The organism is Rahnella inusitata, assembly GCF_965118895.1.
GTDB lineage: Bacteria > Pseudomonadota > Gammaproteobacteria > Enterobacterales > Enterobacteriaceae > Rahnella > Rahnella inusitata_A.
Genome location: NZ_CBCPJJ010000012.1, coordinates 1 through 18339, shown reverse-complemented (window position 1 = coordinate 18339; position 18339 = coordinate 1). Strand labels below are relative to the sequence as shown.

18 protein-coding genes, 1 pseudogene and 1 other annotated feature are annotated in these 18339 nt (G+C 50.0%); of the genes and pseudogenes, 11 read left to right on the top strand and 8 right to left on the bottom strand.

Annotation, left to right across the window (positions count from 1 at the left end):
* Window positions 1–16: 16 nt before the first annotated feature.
* Entirely contained in the window at window positions 17–2095 is a 2079-nt protein-coding gene (gene prc, locus ACMHLI_RS13185) for a carboxy terminal-processing peptidase (RefSeq protein ID WP_413529873.1), read from the top strand.
* Window positions 2096–2385: 290 nt separating this feature from the next.
* Window positions 2386–3267, top strand: a complete 882-nt coding sequence (gene htpX / locus ACMHLI_RS13180; protein ID WP_413529872.1) for a protease HtpX — start codon at window positions 2386–2388, stop codon at window positions 3265–3267.
* A gap of 64 nt (window positions 3268–3331) precedes the next feature.
* Here the strand turns inward: htpX and ACMHLI_RS13175 are convergent, their stop codons facing one another.
* The gene (locus ACMHLI_RS13175) at window positions 3332–4735 is read right to left on the bottom strand and encodes an MFS transporter (protein WP_413529871.1); all 1404 of its coding nucleotides are present in this window, start codon (window positions 4733–4735) and stop codon (window positions 3332–3334) included.
* Window positions 4736–4972: 237 nt separating this feature from the next.
* Here ACMHLI_RS13175 and kdgR point away from each other — a divergent pair, with 237 nt between their 5' ends.
* On the top strand, window positions 4973–5764 hold the full coding sequence (gene kdgR / locus ACMHLI_RS13170) for a DNA-binding transcriptional regulator KdgR (RefSeq protein WP_413529870.1): 792 nt from the start codon (window positions 4973–4975) through the stop codon (window positions 5762–5764).
* Window positions 5765–5846: 82 nt separating this feature from the next.
* On the opposite strand, the gene ACMHLI_RS13165 is transcribed toward kdgR, so the two are convergent.
* The 5 genes from ACMHLI_RS13165 to hxpB all read right to left on the bottom strand — a co-directional run bounded on the left by ACMHLI_RS13165 (window position 5847) and on the right by hxpB (window position 10772).
* A complete protein-coding gene (locus ACMHLI_RS13165; RefSeq protein WP_413529869.1) occupies window positions 5847–7238 on the bottom strand; it encodes an L-cystine transporter in 1392 nt (463 codons plus the stop codon).
* A 186-nt stretch (window positions 7239–7424) separates the two neighbouring features.
* Entirely contained in the window at window positions 7425–7982 is a 558-nt protein-coding gene (locus ACMHLI_RS13160; RefSeq protein WP_413529868.1) for a metal-dependent hydrolase, read from the bottom strand.
* A gap of 150 nt (window positions 7983–8132) precedes the next feature.
* Window positions 8133–8894 (bottom strand): 2-dehydro-3-deoxy-D-gluconate 5-dehydrogenase KduD, encoded by a 762-nt coding sequence (gene kduD / locus ACMHLI_RS13155; RefSeq protein ID WP_413529867.1) that lies wholly within the window; start codon window positions 8892–8894, stop codon window positions 8133–8135.
* Window positions 8895–8971: 77 nt separating this feature from the next.
* Window positions 8972–9808, bottom strand: a complete 837-nt coding sequence (gene kduI / locus ACMHLI_RS13150) for a 5-dehydro-4-deoxy-D-glucuronate isomerase (RefSeq protein WP_413529866.1) — start codon at window positions 9806–9808, stop codon at window positions 8972–8974.
* Window positions 9809–10106: 298 nt separating this feature from the next.
* Entirely contained in the window at window positions 10107–10772 is a 666-nt protein-coding gene (hxpB, locus tag ACMHLI_RS13145; RefSeq protein ID WP_413529865.1) for a hexitol phosphatase HxpB, read from the bottom strand.
* Window positions 10773–10964: 192 nt separating this feature from the next.
* On the opposite strand from hxpB, the gene ACMHLI_RS13140 reads away from it, so the two are divergent.
* Window positions 10965–11513 carry a YniB family protein gene (locus ACMHLI_RS13140; RefSeq protein WP_413529864.1) on the top strand — a complete coding sequence of 183 codons (549 nt, stop codon included), beginning with the start codon at window positions 10965–10967 and terminating at the stop codon, window positions 11511–11513.
* Window positions 11514–11619: 106 nt separating this feature from the next.
* Here the strand turns inward: ACMHLI_RS13140 and ACMHLI_RS13135 are convergent, their stop codons facing one another.
* Window positions 11620–12489 (bottom strand): fructosamine kinase family protein, encoded by an 870-nt coding sequence (locus tag ACMHLI_RS13135; RefSeq protein ID WP_413529863.1) that lies wholly within the window; start codon window positions 12487–12489, stop codon window positions 11620–11622.
* Window positions 12490–12811: 322 nt separating this feature from the next.
* Between ACMHLI_RS13135 and ACMHLI_RS13130 the strand changes: the two genes are divergently transcribed.
* Entirely contained in the window at window positions 12812–13447 is a 636-nt protein-coding gene (locus ACMHLI_RS13130; protein WP_413529911.1) for a transglycosylase SLT domain-containing protein, read from the top strand.
* A 25-nt stretch (window positions 13448–13472) separates the two neighbouring features.
* Here ACMHLI_RS13130 and ACMHLI_RS13125 read toward each other — a convergent pair whose 3' ends face one another.
* Window positions 13473–14156: a MarC family NAAT transporter gene (locus ACMHLI_RS13125; protein ID WP_413529862.1), complete on the bottom strand. Its 684-nt coding sequence runs from the start codon at window positions 14154–14156 to the stop codon at window positions 13473–13475.
* Between the two features lie 290 nt (window positions 14157–14446).
* On the opposite strand from ACMHLI_RS13125, the gene thrS reads away from it, so the two are divergent.
* The 6 genes and pseudogenes from thrS to ACMHLI_RS13095 form a co-directional block, all read left to right on the top strand.
* Window positions 14447–16375, top strand: coding sequence for a threonine--tRNA ligase (gene thrS / locus ACMHLI_RS13120; RefSeq protein WP_413529861.1), 1929 nt, complete (start codon window positions 14447–14449; stop codon window positions 16373–16375).
* Between the two features lie 3 nt (window positions 16376–16378).
* The gene (gene infC, locus ACMHLI_RS13115) at window positions 16379–16930 is read left to right on the top strand and encodes a translation initiation factor IF-3 (RefSeq protein ID WP_013576136.1); all 552 of its coding nucleotides are present in this window, start codon (window positions 16379–16381) and stop codon (window positions 16928–16930) included.
* 95 nt (window positions 16931–17025) lie between these two features.
* Entirely contained in the window at window positions 17026–17223 is a 198-nt protein-coding gene (rpmI, locus tag ACMHLI_RS13110) for a 50S ribosomal protein L35 (RefSeq protein WP_056773448.1), read from the top strand.
* A 42-nt stretch (window positions 17224–17265) separates the two neighbouring features.
* Window positions 17266–17622, top strand: a complete 357-nt coding sequence (gene rplT / locus ACMHLI_RS13105; protein ID WP_056773451.1) for a 50S ribosomal protein L20 — start codon at window positions 17266–17268, stop codon at window positions 17620–17622.
* 124 nt (window positions 17623–17746) lie between these two features.
* Window positions 17747–17871, top strand: a sequence feature (Phe leader region).
* Entirely contained in the window at window positions 17752–17796 is a 45-nt protein-coding gene (pheM, locus tag ACMHLI_RS13100) for a pheST operon leader peptide PheM (RefSeq protein WP_106120997.1), read from the top strand. Its footprint overlaps the feature before it by 45 nt.
* A 99-nt stretch (window positions 17872–17970) precedes the next feature.
* Window positions 17971–18339: pseudogene (locus ACMHLI_RS13095) on the top strand (phenylalanine--tRNA ligase subunit alpha); the annotation flags it as partial.

The window sequence follows — 18339 nt, the reverse complement described above, 5'->3', positions numbered from 1 at the left end:
GGAGGCCAACTCAGGCATGAACAAATTTGTCAGATTAAGCGTTATCGCGGGTCTGTTAATGGCAGGAGCGGGGCTGGTGAATACCAGCTTTGCAGCGAATGAGAGTGCACCGGTCACTCTCGCGCAACTCCCTGACCTGACACAGGATCCTCAGGACGCCACGGTGAGCGAGCGTGTTACGGCACGCTTTACCCGTTCGCATTATCGTCAATTTGACCTTAATGCAGATTTCTCAGCGAAGATCTTCGACCGTTACCTCAACATGCTCGATTATGGCCATAACGTATTGATGGCTTCTGACGTGGCGCAATTTACCAATAAGCGCGCTACTTTAGGTGAGGAACTGAAAACCGGTCAGTTAACCACGCCATACGCTTTATTCAATCTGGCGCAAAAACGTCGCTTTGAACGCTATGATTATGCGTTGAAAGTGCTTGCCCGCCCGATGGATTTCACTGGCAATGACACGATTGAACTTGATCGCAGCAAGTCCCCGTGGCCGAAAGACCGCGCGGAGCTGGACAAATTGTGGGATGCGAAAGTCAAATATGACGAGCTGAACCTCAAGCTGACCGGCAAAAACGATCAGGAGATTCGCGATGTGCTGTCCAAACGCTATCATTTCGCGATGAAGCGTCTGACACAAAGCAACAGCGAAGACGTATTCCAGCTGGTGATGAATGCCTTTGCGCATGAAATCGACCCGCACACGAACTACCTTTCCCCGCGCAGTACCGAGCAGTTTAATACCGAAATGAGCTTGTCTCTGGAAGGTATTGGTGCCGTTCTGCAAGGTGACGACGATTATACAGTTATAAACTCGATGGTTGCAGGCGGCCCGGCGGCCAAAAGCAAAGCCATTGCAGTGGGCGATCGTATTGTCGGCGTAGGTCAGGTTCAGGCTGGCAAACCTTCACCTATGGTGGATGTGATCGGCTGGCGTCTTGATGACGTCGTCGCGCTGATTAAAGGGCCAAAAGGCAGCAAAGTTCGCCTGCAGATCCTGCCAGCGGGCAAAAATGCCAAAAACCACGTTATCACGCTGACTCGCGAAAAAATCCGTCTGGAAGACCGTGCAGTCAAAATGACCATCAAAAATGTTGGCTCTGAAAAAGTTGCCGTGATGGACATTCCTGGCTTCTACGTCGGTCTGACTGATGATGTGAAAGTCCAGTTGCAGAAGATGGCGAAGCAGAACGTTAACAGCCTGGTTATCGATCTCCGTACTAACGGCGGTGGCGCACTGACTGAAGCGGTTTCTCTGTCTGGCCTGTTTATCCCAAGTGGCCCTGTTGTGCAGGTTCGCGATAACAACGGCCGCATCCGTCAGGACAGCGATACCGATGGTGTCGTCTACTACAAAGGGCCGCTGGTAGTACTGGTCGATCGTTTCAGTGCTTCTGCATCTGAGATCTTCGCCGCAGCGATGCAGGATTATGGCCGTGCGCTGATTGTGGGTGAGCCTACTTTCGGTAAAGGTACCGTTCAGCAGTACCGTTCGCTGAACCGTATTTACGATCAGATGCTGCGCCCTGAGTGGCCGGCGCTGGGTTCCGTGCAATACACTATCCAGAAGTTCTATCGCATCAACGGTGGCAGTACTCAGCGTAAAGGGGTTACCCCGGATATTCTGATGCCAACCGGTATTGAATCGATTGAAACGGGCGAGAAGTTCGAAGATAACGCACTTCCGTGGGATAGCATCAACGCAGCGACTTACAGCACGCTTGGCGACATGAAGCCGTTCTTGCCTGATTTGCTGAAAAATCACGATGCGCGTATTGCGAAAGATCCTGAGTTCCAGTACATCCAGCAAGATATCGCGCGCTATAAAGCGCTGAAAGACAAACGTGATGTCGCCTCCCTGAATTACGCCCAGCGTGATAAAGAAGATAAAGAGGATGATGCACTGCGTCTGAACCGTCTGAATGAACGCTTCAAACGTGAAGGTAAGAAACCGCTGAAATCTTTAGACGATCTGCCAAAAGATTATGTGGCACCGGACCCTTATCTTGATGAAGCCGACAATATCGCGGTCGACCTCGGTAAGCTGGAAAAAGGATTGAGTGACAAGGCCCCGGCCGCGGCAAAATAATATTCTCGCAGTCAGGTTGTTACTTTGAAGAAGCGCACTCCGGTGCGCTTTTTTTATGGAACAAAAACAAAAGGAAAACGGCTGCCGGAAAGTCGTGTCCAAAACACTGACGTTACATGTAAAATAAAATACTTCAAAATGTAAAGTATTGTGATTTTGGGTAGCTGTAGTGCGCAGACTCTTGAATCCGTAAAAGAAGCCCATAGGATCAGTATCAGCCGGGTGTGAGATTCACCGGTTGTTCGACTCAATAAATAATAATGAAGTAACGAAGAGGAAATGAAAATTTTATGATGCGTATAGCGTTGTTCCTGATGACTAACCTGGCAGTTATGCTGGTCTTCGGGCTGGTGCTCAGCCTGACGGGCATTCAGTCCAGCAGCGTGCCGGGGCTGATGATCATGGCCGGGCTATTTGGTTTCGGTGGTTCTATCGTCTCTCTGCTGATGTCTAAATGGATGGCGTTGCGCTCGGTGGGTGGTGAAGTTATCGAGCAGCCGCGTAATGAAACAGAGCGCTGGCTGGTGGAAACCGTACGCCGTCAGTCTCAGCAAGCCGGTATCGGGATGCCGCAGGTCGCGATTTATCATGCGCCGGATATCAACGCGTTCGCAACCGGTGCGCGCCGCGATGCCTCGTTGGTGGCCGTGAGTACCGGTTTATTGCAAAGCATGAGTCAGGATGAAGCCGAAGCGGTTATTGCCCACGAAATCAGCCACATTGCCAACGGCGATATGGTCACCATGACCCTGATTCAGGGTGTCGTGAACACCTTCGTGATCTTCATTTCACGTCTGATTGCGCAGGTGGCTTCCGGTTTCTTGTCCGGCAACCGTGATGGTGAAGAAAGTGGTAACGGTAATCCGATGATTTATTTCGCCGTAGCTACAGTACTGGAGTTGGTGTTCGGGATTCTGGCCAGCATTATCACGATGTGGTTCTCGCGTTACCGTGAGTTCCATGCAGATGCCGGTTCCGCGAAACTGGTCGGTCGTGAGAAAATGATCGCAGCGTTGCAGCGCCTGAAAACCAGCCATGAACCGCAGGAAGCAGGCAGCATGATGGCGTTTTGTATCAATGGTAAATCCAAGTCTTTCAGTGAGCTGTTTATGTCTCACCCGCCACTGGACAAACGTATTGAAGCGCTGCGCAGCGGTGAATATCTGAAGTAAGCATAATAACGCGCTAAATAAAAATGCCCGGCAATTGCCGGGCATTTTGCATTCTGAGACCTGCTCAGGATTTCAGATTTTCAGCGGCCTTTTGGCTGCTGGTTTTTTGTGTCATACGCAACAGACTGACTAATGCCCCGGTTCCAGCCAGTGTGCCTGCCAGGATCAGCGACGCATGGGTACCGTGCTCGGGGAACAGGTTGAACATGAGCGCCACCATTGCCGCGCCCGTCGTTTGGCCCAACAGACGCGCGGTGCCCAGCAAGCCGCTGGCACCCCCACTGCGGTTACGCGGCGCAGAGGTAATGATGGTGTGATTATTCGGCGACTGGAATAACCCAAATCCCGCGCCACACAGCAGCATGCGCCAGATAATATTCAGATGTGAAGGTTCCGGTGGCAGTAAGGAGAGTGAAAACAGTCCGAATGAAAAGACGATAAGCCCGATGCCACCCAGCATTCCGGGGTGATAACGCTCGACCAGTCGTCCTGCAATCGGTGCCATCACCATCGTCGCCAGCGGCCACGGTGTCAGCAGCAGACCGGTATCCACCGAATTCAGACCAAGCGTATTTTGCAAGAAGAAGGGCAGTGAGACGAATGCCAGCATTTGCGCGCTGAAGGAACACAGCGAGGTACCGAGTGACAGACTGAAAATGGGAATACGCAGCAAATCCACCGGCAGCAGAGGAAAAGGCTGCGAGAGCTGACGGCGTACGAAGAACCAGCCAATAATCAGCAATGCAACCACCTCTCCCAGAATCAGTAAATGATTCTGGCCCTGAGCAAAACCGCTGATGGCGATGATCAGCAACCCAAAGGTCAGCGCATTCATTACGCTGCTGGTAAAATCAAAGCGTTGCCCCTGGCTTCTTGTCGGATTAGGTGGCAGGAATTTAAGACCCAGCAGCAGGGCGGCGATCCCGATAGGGACGTTGATGGCAAACAGCCATTGCCACGAGGCCACCGACAAGATCCCGGCCGCGATAGTTGGCCCGGCGGCAGACGAGACAGCGACAATTAGCGCATTGATCCCCACGCCTCGGCCCAGAAAGCGTTGCGGATAAATAATCCGGATGAGCGCCGTGTTGACGCTCATGATCGCCGCCGCCCCAAAGCCCTGTAAAACGCGGGCGACAGTCAGCGTGGCCAGTGAGTCTGAGAGCGCACAAAACAGCGATGTAATACTAAACACCAGCAGGCCTGTCTGATAGATACGACGGTAGCCGAAAATATCCCCTAACGAGGCGAGAGAAAGTAGCGAGATGGTAATCGCCAACTGGTAGGCGTTCACCACCCAAATTGACGCTGCAGGGCTGGCGTGGAAATCATTGGCGATCGTCGGGAGTGCCACGTTGGCGATGGCACCATCGAGGACCGAAACGGTGATGCCCAGAGCGATTGCTATAATCGCCCCATATCGCTGGGGAACGGGAAGTCCGTCGTTGGGTATTGAAGTCGGCGTCATAGAGTCTGCAGTGCATTGTCATCAGTGAGGGTAATATTACTACGCTAATCAACGTAAAGTGACAACAGTCACAGTCTGTGACGATTTATTTTGACGGTGCAGATTATGAAACGGAGTTAACAGTTCTTACACTGCTGTTCAATACCCCGATTGCTTCCGCGTGATGCTTGCCACTATAATAAAAACCACGTTCTATTTTTTTTGAAACAAAACCAACGCGAGCAGGTAATTCATTCTATGGCTATCGCAGATCTTGATAAGCAACCCGATTCCGTTTCCTCAGTCCTGAAAGTTTTTGGTATTTTGCAGGCGCTGGGCGAAGAGCGTGAGATTGGTATCACTGAACTTTCTCAACGCGTCATGATGTCCAAAAGTACTGTCTATCGTTTTTTGCAGACGATGAAATCTTTGGGATATGTCGCGCAGGAAGGGGAATCAGAGAAATACTCGCTGACCCTCAAATTGTTTGAACTGGGCGCGAAAGCGTTGCAAAACGTCGATCTGATCCGCAGTGCGGATATTCAGATGCGTGAATTGTCGCGTCTGACACGTGAAACCATCCACCTTGGTGCGCTGGATGAAGACGGCATTGTTTACATCCATAAAATCGATTCGATGTATAACCTGCGTATGCATTCCCGTATCGGTCGCCGTAACCCGCTGCATACCACCGCTATCGGTAAAGTGCTGATGGCGTGGGGCGATAAAGCCGAAGTCGGTGCGCTGTTACAGGAAATTGAATTCACCCGCAGTACTGAAAATACCATCATGAATGCTGCTGATTTACAAAAGGCGCTGGATCAGGTGCGTGTGCAAGGTTACGGTGAAGATAATGAAGAGCAGGAGCAGGGGCTTCGTTGTATCGCTGTGCCGGTATTCGACCGCTTTGGCGTGGTGATCGCGGGGTTGAGTATTTCCTTCCCGACGATTCGTTTCTCTGAAGAAAGTAAAACTGATTACGTTGCTATGTTGCACACGGCGGCGCGCAATATTTCAGAGCAGATTGGTTTCCACGACTATCCTTTCTGAGATACACGCCGTAAAGGCGCCAGATTCAGACGAAAAAAAACCGAAGCTTAGCTTCGGTTTTTTGTTTTTAAACTTCGGGTACTTAGCGGTGAGCCAGCTCAGCCGTTTCTTCTGAATCCATTACCGTCTTATCGGTTTGCTTCAGGATTTGGCTGGTGATGGTACCGGCGGTCATGGAACCACTGACGTTCAGCGCAGTACGACCCATATCGATCAGTGGTTCAACGGAGATAAGCAGCGCGACCAGCGTGACCGGCAGACCCATTGCTGGTAACACTATCAACGCAGCAAAGGTTGCACCGCCCCCGACGCCTGCAACACCCGCAGAACTCAGTGTTACGATACCTACCAGTGTGGCAATCCACATAGGATCAAATGGGTTGATGCCGACTGTCGGGGCAACCATTACGGCCAGCATGGTCGGATACAGACCGGCACAGCCATTCTGGCCAATAGTGGCGCCAAAGGATGCTGCGAAGCTGGCGATAGATTCCGGAATACCCAAACGACGGGTTTGCGCTTCCACGCTCAGCGGGATAGTCGCTGCGCTTGAACGGCTGGTGAAAGCGAAGGTCAGCACTGGCCAGACTTTACGGAAAAATTTAGCCGGGTTAACGCCGGTGAAGGACAACAGGACAGCGTGGACGACGAACATAATCGCCAGACCCAGATATGAAGCCACCACGAAGCTGCCCAGCTTGACGATATCCTGAACGTTCGAACCTGCCACCACTTTGGTCATCAAAGCCAACACGCCGTAAGGAGTCAGTTTCATCACCAGACGCACCAGCTTCATCACCCACGCCTGCAGGGTATCAATGAAGACCAAAACGCGAGGGCCTTTCTCCGCATCATCTTTCACCAGCTGCAGGGCAGCAACGCCCACAAACGCGGCGAAGATCACGACACTGATGATTGACGTCGGGCTTGCACCGGTCAGATCGGCAAACGGGTTCTTAGGTATAAAGGAAAGGATCAGCTGAGGCACACTCAGGTCTGCCACTTTGCCAACATAGTTGGACTGAATAGCGGTCAGACGCGCGGTTTCCTGCGTACCCTGCACCAGACCTTCCGCGGTCAGGCCAAACAGACCTGTCACAAAGATACCGACCAGTGAGGCGATAAGCGTAGTGAACAGCAGAGTGCCGATGGTCAGGAAACTGATTTTACCCAATGAGGACGCGTTATGTAATTTTGCGACCGCACTTAAAATAGAAACGAACACCAGCGGCATCACGATCATTTGCAGCAACTGCACATAACCATTACCGACGATGTTAAACCAGGTAATTGACGTTTTCAGAACCGGGTCATCAGAGCCGTAAATAAGCTGCAGTGCCAGACCAAATACTACGCCGAGCCCCAGACCTGCCAGGACTTTCTTTGCCAGACTCCACTGCTTGTGACGGGTTTGCGCCAGCAGTATAAGCAAAGCAACAAAAACCACTACGTTAAGAACGAGCGGAAGATTCATACCAAACTCCAGACTTATAGTTTTATATTTTAAACGGGTGTTCCAAAAAGGATTGCACCATCCCATAGCGTTGGAGTGAAGAATATCAGTTTGGGTGCACGATCATTTATATCCAAAAAGAATGCATTATAACTTTTTGGTGGTATTCGTATTAATTATCGCCGGATTGCCGAAATTTTATGCTAATCAGATAAAGAGTTTCAGCAGATGATTAAATATATCGGGGTTGATTGCACCAATGATGGGCGTCCAGTCGGGCCAGAACAGCGTAAATCCGACCAATACCAGGCAGAGCGTTCGTTCCAGCTGGTTGCCCTTCTGACTGTTAATAATTGGCAGGCGAAAACGCCAGCGGCACGGCCAGAGCAGAGGAACACCCGCCGGCGTCAGCATATCGGCAAGAATATGGCTGAGATAGCCAATGACCATGGCATGAAAGGCATCAGCCGGGATAACCCAGTCGTGGGGGAAATGGGTACGTAAAAGAAAAATACCGCCGATGACCGCCAGCAGGCTGTGCGTAAAACCGCGATGGCCAAAGGCACGGGCAATCGGATGGGAAATCCATTTCAGGCGCTGGCCGATCAGTGATTTTGGGTGATCAATGTCCGGCAGCAGGCACGTCAGCAACGACCCTGGGATAATATGCCACCAGTCGCCGTGCGCCAGCTCGGGTGAGAGCTGCGCCTTCTTGGCAAATACCGCACAGGCGATAGAAAAAATGAGGTGGCCTTCCGCCGTCATGACGCGTCCGAACTGGATAACTGTTATTTTATCCAGTATAAGTGAAACTGTCACAATCGTGGAAGCGGAACCCTGTAACTAATTGTCAATGGATTGATTAAAGGGGAAAAGGCGTATAGAAATACGCCTTTAAATTGTCACGTATTATTTTTAGCGGGCCAGCCAGCCACCGTCGACGGCGATGGTGTAGCCATTGACATAATCCGAAGCTTTGGAGGACAGGAAAACCACCGGCCCCATCACGTCTTCTGGCAAGCCCCAGCGTCCCGCCGGGATACGATCGAGGATCTCTTTACTGCGCTCACCGTCCGAGCGTAGTTGCTCAGTATTGTTGGTCGCCATGTACCCCGGTGCAATCGCATTCACGTTAACGTTATGCTTCGCCCATTCATTGGCCATCAGCCGGGTCAGACCCATCACCGCACTTTTCGACGCGGTGTAGGAGGGTACACGTATTCCGCCCTGATAGGACAGCATCGACGCGATGTTAATGATCTTGCCACCGTTACCTTGTTTGATGAACTGTTTCGCGACGGCTTGGGACATAAAGAACAGCGTTTTGCTGTTGACGTTCATGACGTCGTCCCAGTTCTTTTCACTAAATTCGATAGCATCCTCACGGCGGATAATCCCGGCGTTATTAACCAGAATATCAATATGGCCGAATTCGCTGACCGCTTTTTCTATCAGTTCAGGAATTCCCTGAATGCTGCTCAAATCGGCGCGCAGGTCGAGGAAGCGTCGGCCGGTTGCGACGATTTTTTCAGCTGTTTCATCCGGCTCAGACACATTAATGCCGACGATATCGCAGCCCGCCTGCGCCAGTCCGAGCGCCATTCCTTGCCCAAGCCCGGTATTGCAACCGGTCACGATGGCAACTTTGCCAGTTAATTCAAACGCATTGAGGATCATAATCAGAGTCTCTTTTGCAACGGCACATTCGCCTGAAAGATTGGAAGGCTCCGCCGGAATGTGGCGGAGCCACTGGATTAGCGAATCTCGCTGACTTTGACATGATCCATGTCGTCGAATACCTGATTTTCACCGACCATACCCCAGATAAAGGTATAGTTTTTTGTTCCCACGCCCGCATGGATAGACCAGCTCGGAGAAATTACCGCCTGCTCATTGTGAACGAGCAGATGACGCGTTTCCTGTGGTTGCCCCATCATGTGGAAGACCGCGGTCTCTTCTTCCATGTTGAAGTAGAAATACACTTCCATACGGCGCTCATGGGTGTGGCACGGCATGGTATTCCACAGGCTGCCTTCTTCCAGTTTGGTCAGCCCCATGGTCAGCTGGCAGGTTTCCAGAACGTCCGGCACGATGAATTTGTTGATGGTGCGGCGGTTGCTGGTGGCGGCATCGCCGATAGTTTGCGGAGAGGCCTCTGCAAGCGTAATTTTTTTGTTCGGAAAAGTGGTGTGAGCCGGAGCACTATTGTAGTAAAACTTGGCCGGTTTAGTGGCATCTATACTACTGAATTCAACCAGTTTCGCGCCTTTACCGACGTACAGCGCTTCTTCATGACCGATTTCATAAGTTGTGCCATCGACGACGATGACGCCTGGCCCGCCGACATTTATCACACCCAGCTCACGGCGCTCAAGGAAATAGCTCACGCCAAGCTGCTGACCGACTTCGTCCCCGACAGAGACCGTTTTTTCAGCTGGCATCACGCCACCCACAATAATGCGGTCGATATGACTGTACGTCATGGTGTAGGCATTTCTCTCGAAGATCTTTTCAATGAGAAACTCGCGGCGTAACTCAGAGGTATCAAGGGTTTTAGCGTGGTCGCTGTGGATGCTTTGACGAACTTGCATGTCGTGCCTCTCGTGCGTTGTGATGTGCATATTAAGGAGGACTTGCCGGGCTAGTCTGACCGTTGCGTGGCAGTAACAGCGTACAGAAGCAGGAGAGCACCCGGCTCGTCCGTATTACAGAAAGCATAAGTTCATTGGCATGCGAATTCAATAAAAATGAAATAACGTTTTATTTATTTATGAGGCAGCTCAAGATTTCCGAAATTAACCGACAAGGAGGGGAGGGAAGGGAATACGAAAGAGAGCGAAGAGGAAATCAACGGCGCGGCAGCGGATTTCAGTCTGCTACGCCTGACAGTCAGCGGATGTGTGCGGGAACAAGTTCTTCAAGTGAGGACAATTTGGTATCTGCCAGCGCCCAGCGCGGGTCGGCGCTGAATTCATGTGCCGGAACGACTATCGAACGCATACGCGCCGCTTTGGTGGCGATCATGCCGTTAAAGGAGTCTTCCAGCGTGACGCAGTTTAGCGGATCGACCTGCAACTCGGCGGCAGCGAGCAGATACACTTCCGGATGGGGCTTGCTGTACGGCAGTTTTTCGGCAGACACGCGCACCTGAAAATACGACTGCAGGTTGAACATCTCCAGCACGCTATCGAGCATGTGCAGCGGCGACGCGGAAGCGAGACCGATTTTCAGCCCCTGATCGCGGCACATTTCCAGCGCATGCGTCACACCGGGCAGCAGTGGGCGGGTTTGTTCAACCAACTCGATCGTGCGGGCGATCACCATTGCTGAGGTTTCTTCCTGGTTCGGCCCGTGCCACGGCAGCGCCTGATACCACATCCGCACTACCTGATCGATGCGCAGGCCAAGTGTATCTGGCAGTAAATGCCGTTGTGAAATATCCACACCGAGACTGCTGAACACATCGAGTTCTGCCTGAACCCATAAAGGTTCAGAATCAATTAACAGACCATCCATATCGAAAATTGCGGCATTTACAGGGCGTGCATAAGCCATGCGGGTGAACTCCGTATCAGTGAATGAAATGCTACTCTATCACTGGTGGTGAAACGGATAAATCCGTTGCTCAAATTCCTAAAGGGCCTATTTTCGACGAAGTGTGGTGCTAACTGATTAAAATGATGAGCAGAGCAGACTTTCTGTGAGTAAACTTAGCCGTTGATAAAGACGTCCTAACAAGGGGAATTCATGACGTACCAACAAGCCGGACGTGTCGCAGTCCTTAAAAGGATTGCAGGGTGGGTAATTTTCATCCCTGCGCTGCTTTCTACACTGATTTCATTGCTTACTTTTATTAATGAGCATACTAAAGCTCAGCAGGGCATCAATGCGGTGATGCTGGATTTCGTCCACGTCATGGTGGATATGGTGCGATTTAACACCACTTTTCTTAATATTTTCTGGTACAACTCACCGGTGCCGTCTTTAGGCCAGGGGATGACCAGCGCGAACATTATGTTCTTTATTATTTATTGGCTAATTTTTGTCGGTCTGGCGCTTCAGGCGTCTGGCGCAAGAATGTCTCGTCAGGTGAAACATATTCGGGAAGGCATTCAGGATCAGCTAATTCTGGAACAGGCCAAAGGCGCAGAAGGGCGCACACGTCCTCAGATTGAAGAACGGATTGTAATCCCGCGTCATACGATTTTTGTGCAATATTTCCCGCTGTACATTTTGCCAATTATCATTGCCATTATCGGCTATTTCATTTTGAAATTGCTGGGTTTACTGGTCTGACAGATTACAAATTGGGCGAGCCAATAAACGGTTTGCTGCATAAATAAGGCCTGAATACTTTAAATATTCAGGCCTTATTTGTTTGTGCTTTCACTTATTTACCCTGCTAACTAATATCATCGTGTAACAATCTTTCTACGGCGCGTTGGGCCACTACCTGATGCTGTCCCCCGAATAAATTGCTACGGTTTAGCAAATAATATAACTGGTATATCGGCTGCCTCGAAATGAAGTCATCGGGCAACGGTGTCTTACTCTGATAGCCATCATAAAGCTGGGGAGGCACATTCGGATATAACGGCAGCATCGCCAGATCGCATTCTCTGTCGCCCCAATAACAGGCGGGATCGAAAATCACCGGGCCATTATCAGCAAGGCCACAGTTATGCGGCCATAAATCGCCGTGTAGCAGAGAGGGTTGGGGCTGGTGATTTTGCAGACGGCCATGAACCATGGCGGTGATATCTTCGATATTGCCAAAGATCATGCCTTTTTCTGCCGCCAGCTGTAACTGCCAGCCGATACGCTGCTCTGCGAAAAATGTCGCCCAGCGGCGTTGCCAGCTGTTGGGTTGCGGAAGCGTTGCCAGTTCATTATCGAAATCCAACCCGAACTGTAACTGTTCACTCCACTCATGCAGTGCTGCGAGTTGCTGACCTAATAAATAGGCGTTGTGAGCATCAAGTGGCTTTTGCGGAATGTATTCGAGTAGCAGAAAACTGTAATCGCGATCGCTGCCGACGCCATACACTTCAGGAACGCGCACGGTCTGGCTGCGGGCGAGCAGCGCGAGCTGATCGGCTTCGGCGGCGAAAATCGGTAACATTTCACGCGCGTTGCACTTCACAAATACATCCCTGTCACCATAACTTAGCCGCCAGGCGGGATGAATTTCTCCTCCCGGAAGCTCAACACGTTCGCGGATTTCTGCACTGCCCAGATGTTCACTCAACAAACGATTGACGGCTTGCCACATGGTATCACCCCTTCTGACTGGCCCGATAATTCATTAAGTTAGCGTTTTTTTTGCCTCAAAAACCTGATCCTGCGCACGGCTGAATCAGAATAAGACTTTAATTTACGCAATGTAAGCGTCGGCGAAATTGAGCTTTAAGGTAATGAAAAAGACAATTTAAGAATATGTGAAGTGAAACAGGTTTTATTAGCAGAATTGTCTTATCGACATGCCTCTAACCCCCTTGTTTAACAAAACAATATTAATAATAGACTAAAAATATATTCAGGTGTGGGAAGAAGATGTATATGCTACATCTCGTCCAAGTCGCGAGAGAGATAATGTGAAACCAAACATTCTTTATTTGATGGCCGCGCTATTACTGGCGGGTTGCGCTAAAGAAACGCCGGTTCAGACGACGCATTTTTTGAAACCAACACCGCCTTCGCGGGCTGATACTTCATTAATGCATCAGGGACCTTACGGCGAAGTTATTCGTCAGGCGGCAAGCACTTACGGCGTAGATGAAACATTGGTAAAAGCCATCATTCAGGTCGAATCTGGATATAACCCAACCGTTGTCAGTAAATCGAATGCGATTGGGTTAATGCAGCTAAAGGCCTCAACGGCAGGACGCGATGCCTACCGGATGAAGGGACGTTATGGTCAGCCTTCACCGCGTGATCTTAAAGATCCGGCGGTAAATATCGACTTAGGCACGGCTTATCTGAGCATTTTGCAGCAACAGCTGGCCGGGATAAACAATCCTGAGACGCGTCGATATGCGACGACCGTAGCGTACGTAAATGGAGCAGGGGCGTTGCTGAGAACATTCGCGAAAGATAAGACCTTCGCGATTGCTCAAATTAATCAGATGTCGCCGACCGAGTTTTATCAGCACGTGCAGAAAAAACACCCGGCGCCACAGGCTCCGCGTTATTTGTGGAAAGTAAATAACGCCTATCTGGCTATGCGCTAAGCGTATCGCATCTTCTGCCAGCAGCTCAGGCCGCTGGCGGAAAGTGAGTGATAATCTCACTGATACCGTTAATCACGAACTGCACGCCCATGCACACCAGTAAGAAACCCATCAGTCTCGAAATCGCTTCAATCCCACTTTTTCCTACCAGACGCATGATCGCGCCAGAGCTGCGCAGTGTCAGCCATAAAATCAGGCTTACCAGGAAGAAAATAATTACCGGCGCTATCAGGATCACCCAGTGCGGGAAATCGACGCCGTCATTGATGGTCGATGCGCTGCTGATAATCATCGCAATCGTACCCGGTCCTGCAGTGCTTGGCATTGCCAGCGGTACAAATGCAATGTTAGGTGAATCCTGTCTTTTCATTTCCTCAGTCTTGTTTTCCATCAGCACTTTTTCTTCCACGTGTTGCTGTGGGAAAAGCATCCGGAAACCGATAAATGTCACGATAAGACCGCCAGCGATACGCAGGCCTGGTATGGAGATACCAAAGGTATTCATCACTACCTGTCCGGCATAAAAGGCCACCATCATAATGATGAAGACATAGACCGACGCCATCAGCGATTGCTGGTTTCTCTCCTGCGCGGTCATGTTTCCTGAAAGGCCGAGTAGTAGTGCTACCGTTGTTAACGGGTTAGCGAGTGGAAGAATTACCACCAGACCTAGTCCGATTGCCTTAAATAACTGGCCGACTTCTGTCATAAATTTCCCTTTTTGTGTGCGTCTTTCATTTACCTTAGCTGCTCCGGGAGTGATTACACGAAAAATATCCACACTAAGCAACACAGGTTGCTGGAAATGCGCACTTTACGGGTGGTAAACTCCCTGTCTGTTTTTACGTCGCATCCCGATACGACACTGTGATGTATTCAGGGTGCTTATATTCGGCAAGGTAAAGTTGAATAGCGTGAATAACTATACGAATTCAAACTCAAATATTTTTCTAGATGTGCTCTGTCGTGTGGGGCACCACTGTAGATTAAGGAATTAACATGCCTGTTATTACTCTTCCTGATGGAAGCCAGCGCGTTTTTGATCGTCCCGTTTCTCCTCTTGATGTTGCCCTTGATATCGGTCCTGGTCTGGCGAAAGCCTGTATTGCTGGCCGCGTAAATGGCGAACTGGTGGATGCTACCGACCTTATCGAGGCTGATGCACAACTGGCGATCATTACCACTAAAGACGAAGCCGGTCTTGAAATTCTGCGCCACTCCTGTGCGCACCTTTTGGGTCATGCCATCAAGCAACTGTGGCCAGACACCAAAATGGCTATCGGCCCGGTTATCGATAATGGCTTCTACTACGACGTTGATTTAGATCGCACGTTGACTCAGGAAGACATCGAACTGCTTGAAAAGCGCATGCACGAACTGGCTGAAAAGAATTACGACGTTATCAAAAAGAAAGTCAGCTGGCAGGAAGCACGTGACACCTTTGCAAGCCGTGGCGAAGAATACAAAGTGGCGATTCTGGATGAGAACATCAGCCATGATGATCGTCCTGGTTTGTATCACCACGAAGAATACGTCGATATGTGCCGTGGTCCTCACGTTCCGAACATGCGTTTCTGCCATCATTTCAAATTGCAGAAAACGTCCGGTGCGTACTGGCGTGGCAACAGCGACAACAAAATGCTGCAACGTATTTACGGCACAGCATGGGCTGAGAAAAAACAACTGAATGCCTACCTGCAACGTCTGGAAGAAGCTGGCAAGCGCGATCACCGTAAAATTGGTAAGCAACTTGACCTGTACCACATGCAGGAAGAAGCACCTGGCATGGTGTTCTGGCACAATGACGGCTGGACAATTTTCCGTGAGCTGGAGGCCTTCGTACGCATGAAACTGAAGTCTTACGACTATCAGGAAGTGAAAGGTCCGTTCATGATGGACCGCGTACTATGGGAAAAAACAGGTCACTGGGAAAACTACAAAGAAGCAATGTTCACCACGTCTTCTGAAAACCGTGAATATTGCATCAAACCGATGAACTGCCCGGGCCATGTTCAGATTTTTAATCAAGGTCTGAAATCTTACCGTGACCTGCCGCTGCGTATGGCTGAGTTCGGCAGCTGCCACCGTAACGAGCCATCAGGTGCGTTGCATGGCCTGATGCGCGTTCGTGGTTTCACTCAGGATGATGCCCATATCTTCTGTACCGAAGAGCAGGTGCGTGATGAAGTGAACAGCTGTATCCGCATGGTCTATGACATGTACAGCACTTTTGGTTTCCAGAAGATTGTGGTGAAATTATCCACCCGTCCTGAGAAGCGCATCGGTACTGACGAAATGTGGACTCGTGCTGAGGATGATCTCGCGGCAGCACTGACTGAAAACGACATTCCGTTCGATTATCAGCCGGGTGAAGGTGCGTTCTACGGTCCAAAAATTGAATTTACCTTGTACGATTGTTTGGATCGTGCGTGGCAGTGTGGTACCGTGCAGCTCGACTTTTCATTACCTGGTCGTTTGAACGCGTCGTATATTGGCGAAAGCAACGACCGTCAGGTACCAGTAATGATTCACCGTGCTATCCTGGGTTCAATGGAGCGCTTCATTGGTATTCTGACTGAAGAATATGCAGGCTTCTTCCCAACATGGATGGCTCCGGTTCAGGTAGTGATCATGAATATTACTGATACACAAGCTACCTATGTCGAAGAATTAACTAAAAAACTGCAAGATGCAGGCATTCGCGTTAAAGCCGACTTGAGAAATGAGAAGATTGGCTTTAAAATTCGCGAACACACGCTACGCCGTGTTCCTTACATGTTAGTTTGTGGCGATAAAGAGGTCGAAGCAGGCAAAGTTGCTGTTCGTACTCGCCGCGGCAAAGACTTAGGAAGCATGGATGTTAGCGAAGTCGTTGACAAACTGCTGGCGGAAATCCGCAGCAGAAGTCTTCATCAACTGGAGGAATAAAGTATTAAAGGCGGAAAACGAGTTCAACCGGCGCGTCCTAATCGCATTAACAAAGAGATTCGCGCGCAAGAAGTTCGCCTCACAGGCGTCGATGGCGAGCAGATTGGTATTGTCAGTCTGAATGAAGCTCTTGAAAAAGCTGAGGAAGCGGGCGTCGATTTAGTAGAAATCAGTCCGAATGCCGAGCCGCCAGTTTGTCGAATCATGGATTACGGCAAATTCCTCTACGAGAAGAGCAAGTCGACTAAAGAGCAGAAGAAGAAACAAAAAGTTATTCAGGTTAAGGAAATCAAATTCCGACCTGGTACCGATGATGGCGACTATCAGGTCAAACTACGCAACCTGATTCGCTTTCTGGAAGATGGCGATAAAGCCAAAATCACCCTGCGGTTCCGTGGGCGTGAAATGGCGCACCAACAGATCGGTATGGAAGTGCTTAACCGCGTCCGTAAAGACCTGTGTGAAGATTCTGAACTGGCCGTTGTCGAATCCTTCCCTACGAAGATCGAAGGTCGTCAGATGATCATGGTGCTCGCACCTAAGAAGAAACAGTAAGGCTTCCAAGTAATCCTGCTGCGCGGTGTTCGCACCGCGTATGCTGGATTCGCCTTTCTGATTCATGTTAATAACAATGCGAAGTGGAATGTAAAATGCCAAAGATCAAAACAGTACGCGGCGCCGCTAAACGCTTCAAAAAAACCGCCAACGGTGGTTTTAAGCGTAAGCACGCTAACCTGCGTCATATTCTGACCAAAAAAGCTACTAAGCGTAAACGTCACTTGCGTCCAAAAGGCATGGTATCCAAGAACGATTTGGGCCTTGTCTCTGCATGTCTGCCGTACGCATAAATACACTTTTTTTCATCTAGAATATAAAACTCAGGAGAGCATATGGCTCGCGTAAAACGTGGTGTGATTGCACGTGCACGTCACAAGAAAATTTTAAAGCAGGCGAAAGGTTACTACGGTGCCCGTTCGCGCGTATATCGTGTTGCATTCCAGGCTGTTATCAAAGCTGGTCAATACGCTTACCGTGACCGTCGTCAAAAGAAACGTCAGTTCCGTCAGCTGTGGATCGCGCGTATCAACGCAGCAGCTCGTCAGAACGACATGTCTTACAGCAAATTCATTAACGGCTTGAAAAAAGCTTCTATTGAAATTGACCGTAAGATTTTGGCTGACATCGCAGTCTTCGACAAAGTGGTATTTGCCGCTCTGGTTGAGAAAGCGAAAGCAGCACTGGCGTAAGTCAGGTGAAAGAGGGAGCTTGCTCCCTCTTTTATATTTTGTGTTTGAAAACAACCTAATTCGTTGTGTACTATCGACAACGTTGTTTAAATTCCGGTTCAAGAGTTTCATCAACAAGGTAACGCAAGCATGAATGCTGCTATTTTCCGTTTCTTTTTTTACTTTAGCGCCTGATTCAGGAAGGCTTTCGCGCGTAAGAGAAGAAACGAAAAGTAGCGCCTAAGCCTCCCTCGTGGAGGCTTTTTTGTATCTGTGCTTTATACACTAAGGTTCAGGGTCAAAATCGCGCCCCTGATTAATCACGGTTATTTTACATCGGGCCATATTGGCCAGAAGAAGAGGAAAGCAATGCCACATCTCGCAGAGCTGGTTGCCAACGCCAAGGCAGCCGTAGAGAGTGCTCAGGATATCGCCACGCTGGATAACGTGCGTGTCGAATATCTGGGTAAGAAAGGCCACCTGACACTCCAGATGACGACCCTCCGTGACTTACCAGCGGATGAACGCCCAGCAGCGGGCGCCGTGATCAACGAAGCGAAAACGCAAGTTCAGGAAGCTTTGAATGCGCGTAAAAATACGCTGGAGTCCGCAGTACTGAATGCCCGTCTGGCCGAAGAGACGATTGACGTTTCCCTGCCAGGCCGCCGTATAGAAAACGGTGGTTTGCATCCGGTGACCCGTACTATCGACCGCATTGAAACCTTCTTCGGTGAATTA